Origin of the sequence: Amycolatopsis rhizosphaerae (assembly GCF_007713715.1) — a bacterium.
Classification (GTDB): Bacteria; Actinomycetota; Actinomycetes; order Mycobacteriales; family Pseudonocardiaceae; genus Amycolatopsis_E; species Amycolatopsis_E rhizosphaerae.
Genome location: NZ_VJWX01000497.1, coordinates 1 through 5,240, shown reverse-complemented (window position 1 = coordinate 5,240; position 5,240 = coordinate 1). Strand labels below are relative to the sequence as shown.

Below are 5,240 nucleotides of genomic sequence, written 5' to 3'. Positions count from 1 at the left end.
GCTCCAAGACGATGGAGCTGCACGTCCGCGCCGAGATCGACTGGGACGCTGTCCAGCTCAAGGACCTCGCGGCCGACGGCAAGAGCGACGGCAAGGGCAGCGACGGCAAGGACAAGGGCAAGGACAGCGAGGCCTCCACCGCCGAGGAGGGCGGGGACGGCAAGGGGAAGGCGTCGGAGAAGGACGGCAAGGAGAAGGACGGCAAGGAGAAGGAGTCGGAGAAGGAGCTCGGCAAGGCGAAACCGTCGGGCAAGATCGAGGTCAAGAGCGAACATTCCAGCAGCACCGCCCAGAACCGGGATGTCAACCTCGCGGTCTCCTTCTCCGCGATTCCGCCGCTGGTGGCGGCCGTGACCCTGCAGGCGCCCCTCGCGGCCAGCAGTGCGCTGAGCACCAAGACCGCGTTCGAGGCCGGGCGAAGCAGCGGCATCGAGGTCAAGGCGCTGCAGGACGTCGAGGTGCCGGTCCGGCTCATCTACACCCTGGTCGGCTCCGACGGCGCCGCGGTGAGCGGGGAGGGGCACGACCACACGGCCACCGGCACCGTCGAGCTGAGCGTGCCGACCTCGTTCAAGGACGCGGCAGCCGACAACCCGTTGACCGCCGTCGACCGGCCACTTCCCGCGACGTTCAGTGTGGAGGAAGCGTTCTCGGTGACCGAGGGCGAGGACTTCTACCAGCAGGCTTCCGCCCCGCTGAGCAAGCACCTCAAGGACGTCGACGCCAGCGGCCGGCGGGACCTGAAGAACTTCCTGTCCGACGAGAACATCAAGAAGAAACTGCCCGAGATGGCGGTCTTCCTGCCCGACGACGGCGATGCGGCGCGTGCACTGTCCGAGGTGGGCTGGGTCCGTTCGGACACGCTCTTCGAGGGCCGCGGGGGCCGGAGTTGGTGGAACAAGCCCACCAGGTTCGAGATGCGCGCCGTCGCCCGCCAGGTGCGGGTCCTGGAGACCCTGCCGGACATCAAGCACACCGACTCCGACGTGCTGAAGAACAAGTCGACGGACAAGAGCACCACGAGCCGCACCGGTGGCGGTTCCCTCCACGTTGGTGGGGGTGCCGACGCGAAGGTCGTCTTCTTTTCGATGGGTCCGGCGGTCAGCGCCAGCCACACCAGGGAACACGGGCAGGAGCGGACGGGAACCATCATCGGTAAGCAGTCGGTCGACACCACCGGGAACGTCGTCCGCTACCAGGTGGTCTACACACTGCAGGTGCGCAGGCTCGGCCACGAGCCGATCGACCTGAAGGGCAGGATCGAGGCCGTCCAATGGACGCGCCAGGACCGCGCGGAGCGCGCCGGGCTGGTGGCGAATGCGGACAAGGCGGCGGACTCGGGTGCGGATAAGGCGGCGGACAGGGGCGCGGACTCGGGTGCGGACTCGGCCGCGGATAAGGCCGCGGATAAGACCGCGGACTCGGGTGCGGATAAGGCCGCGGACAAGACCGCGGACAAGACCGCGGACTCAGGTGCGGATACGGCGGCCTCGTCGTCCGCGAAGAAGCGTTACCCCCCGGCGCACATCCACGGTGGCCACTCGGTCGGCGGCGCGATGATCGACGACTTCGACGGTGGCGATCAGTTGAGTCGCCGCGTGGCCGACCTGCTGCAGAAGACGCCCGGGCACCACTGGTACCACCTGACCTCGACCAAGTTCATCCTCCCGTTCTCTTCACCCGAGTTCAAAGGCGGCACTTCGCGGAGAACCGAGCTGATCCTGGGGCGGGGTGAGGATCTCGCGAAAAAGCTGTCACCGGCGCAGCTGTCGCAGATGATCGACACGATGCTCACCCCCCAGGGGCTTACCGTGGAGATCGTCAAGTCCAGCCGGTTCCGCGACTACACCACGACGGTCACCCTCCATGCGTCGCTGGACCAGATTCGCGAGGAAGACAAGCCCAAGGTCAAGCAGTCTCTCGATACCAAGATGAGGTCGAAGGCCGGGTTGAACAACACCGGGAGCAAGAAGACCTCGGTCGGGTTCGGGGTACAGGCCCGGGTCCGGGGAACGCCCGGCGGAGCCACCGGCACGTTGATCGGGAACCTCGGTTACAACCGCATCTGGGGTAAGTCCGCGAGCCTGAAGTCGGAGGACCAGCAGGGAGTCAAGCGCACGCACGGCGACAAGCTGAAGGCCGACGGCGACCTCGATTCGCTCGGCCTGGTGCCGTTCTCGGCGAACCTGACGATCACCCCGACCATCCGGTCGTTCGTGCGGAAGAACGAGGGCACGCGCGGGATCCTCCCCAGTTTTCATCCGGGCCGGACGGTGCCCAAGCTGGTCAACCGGGGCAAGCTTCCCGGCAAGGCGCAGCCCGACCCCGAGGTCGTCTCGCTGCGCCTGCTGGTGCCGGACAACCTGGTCACCGACACCCCGCCGGACCCGCTGCGGATCACGATGGAGAACCGGGAGCCGCTGGATTCGAAGATCTACGAGTTGCGGCCGGGCGCTTCGCGGGCGTTCGACAACGCCGAGATCGTCACCGTGCTGGGGGCGGAGCACCTGATCGAGTCGGTGCGCGAACAGTTGTACCAGGCGTCGGGACACGATCCGCTCTTCAAGAACGATCCGAACCACCCGTTCAAGAATCCCTCGCACCACGAGCTGGTCATGGCCGGGGTGGGCCCGGACGCGCTCAGGCGCAACCCCAAGCTGTTCAGCGGCGTCACCGAGATCGGGGGTTTGTACCACGGGCGCCGCGTGGCGGATCTGCGTGCCGCGGTGGGGGTCAGCCTCACCCCGCGCAACCCGAAACCGTTGTCCGTCGAGGAATATCGGAAGATCCGCAACACGGTCGGCAGCAGCACCGGAGCCGGCTCCTCGAAGGGCGCAAGCAACACGCTCTCCCTGACCTCGTCCGGCATCCTGCGCGGACCCAGTCCCAGCGCCGGTGCCACCGACCAGCCCAGCGCGACCGGTGGGGGTGGGCACGAGGCCGCCCGTCCTGGCGGCATCAACCACAGGGCACTCGGCCTCTTCGGCTTCGAACTGGGGCTGCCGTCGATCCGTTGGGGCAGGGAGAAGGGCCGCGAGTTCGACAGCGTCGAAAAGGTCTCGTACACGGACGGCAAGCTGGTCAAGAAGAAGCTGGTCTGGGTCGACGTCGAGGCGAACGTCGTGGCCGAGAACAACTACCGGAGCAACTTCGACAAGTGGCGGGTGCGGGAACTGTTCGGCGGCGAGCCGGACTCCGCGAGGACCACGAAGTCCGGCGAGGCCTTCCGGCTGCCGGAATCGGTGTTGATGTGGGCCACCGACGAGCAGTTGGAGGAAATGAAGAACCGGCCGCAGCCCCAGCCCGCGCCGGTTGAGCGGGAGTCTGCTCCGGTGGAACGGCAGCCTGCTCCGGTTGAGCGGGAGCCTGCTCCGGTGGAACGGCAGCCTGCTCCGGTGGAGCAGGAGCCCGCGCCAGTGAAGCGCCCCCCCGAACTGCCGGTACCGGACTCCCTGGTGAAGGGCAAGAAACCCTCCATCGGTCTGGGTGCCGTCCTGACCCGGATCGATCTCACCGACAGCATCCCGAACCTGCGCAAGCAGCTCGCAACCAAGCTCGGCGAGGCGACGGCGGCCCGGCTGCTGCCGTCGTCCCGTGTGGACATCGACCACGACAACTACGGCGAGCTGCGACGGTTCCTCCACAACGTCAACGGTTCCGTCAACAGGTCGCTCAACGGGGGCCGCCTCGCCCCGCTCCGCTTGGAGGACCGGTTCTCCGGCAAGACCTACTACGTCACCCTCGACGCGCGCTTGGAGGGGGAGCCGACGTTCGCGGGGATCGAGCACCCCGACGAGTTGTCCGCCTCGCAGTCCGCCAAGGCGAAGGGGACCGCCGAGAAGAACCGTGGTCACACCCTCCTCTCCGTCGGTGGGTCCGCGGGTCCCGCGGGCAGGCTGGCCGAACCGCACGGCCCGGACTACAACACGCAGACGGCCGGACATGGCGCGGGCTACGGGAGCGTCTCCGCCAGCCTCGGCGTAAGCGCCACGCTCGGCAACAAGGACCGCAAGGACACCGTGACCGAGGAGGTCACGCACAAGCAGTCGGCCAAGACCTCCGGACCGCTGGGGGCGCACCGGGGGTGGCTGGCCTTCGACATCAGGATCGAGCGCGGTTTCGAGGTCGGCGGCGAGAAGGCCAGGGAAGTGGTCGCGCACGACTCGGGACAGCGGCGCGAAGTCACCATCGTGAAGCTGCCCGAAGAGTCGTTCCCGCCGCCCTCCTCGGGGCGCGACCACTACGGCGAGGCCGGAGAGATCAAGTCCGTGCCGGCTTCGGAACACAGCGCGGCCGCGTTGGCTGAGTGGTACCAACAGCCCGGCCGGGTTGCCCTGCCCGCCAACGGGACCATTCACGCCGAGCACTACTTCGGCGATATGGACGCGCTGCGGAAGACCGCGGAGCACGCGCTGAGCGACGCCCGGAAAAAGTCCAAACTCGACAGCGGGACCATCGCGGCACTGCGGAACCTGCTGACCCCGTCAGCCGTCAAGGCGGGGGTCGAGGGGATGGATGACGCGACCGCCGCCGACCTGGGGCTGCGACCGCTGAAGGGCGGCTTCACGATGCCGCTGCCCAATGGGTGGGAGCTGGACGCCCACGTGCGACTGAAAAACCCGCGTCTCGCTTCCGTCAGCGGCCGGGTAGAGGTCGAGGGCAAGGGGGAGGGTTCCCACGAGGACGGTGTCGAGGTCAAGTCCGGCAACAAGTGGGAGGTGACCGCACAGGCGCCGCTCGTCGGTGGCGGCGTCGGCCATCCCGGAGGCGCCAACTCGATCGGCGAGGGCAGACATCCCTTCGGTTCGCTGTTCTTCGGCACGCGCTACCGTCCGACTTTCGCCAGCCAGAACGGCTCCTTGGAACTCAAGGCAGGCGAGAAGAAGGCCAAGTCGACCAGCCCGGTGTCGAGTGACGAGTTCAAGACCGACGACAAGGTCACCCAGGTCGACCTCTGCGACGCCGACTTCCGCTTCGTCGCCAGGAGGGTCGGCACCTTGAGTAAGCGGACTGCGGCCGCGGACGTGACGGTGCACGACGCTTACGCGATCCGCGGCAACCCCGACCCGGCGCGCCCCTTGCCGGAGGGCCTCATCAAGGCGGCCACGAAGCTGAAAGAGGAAGGCGAGACCTGGGAGAAGGCTCTCAAGAAGCACTTCGCGCTGCAGGAAAACGCTCCGCAGCCCGCGAAGTCCCAGGAGCCTGCGAAGTCCCCCGAGTCCCCCGACTCCTCCGAGTCC

At 67.6% G+C, this 5,240-nt stretch carries 1 protein-coding gene; it reads left to right on the top strand.

Annotated features, from left to right (window positions below; genetic code table 11):
- Positions 1–5,240: hypothetical protein (locus FNH05_RS38430; RefSeq protein ID WP_186382830.1), on the top strand; the 5,240-nt coding region annotated here is incomplete at both ends.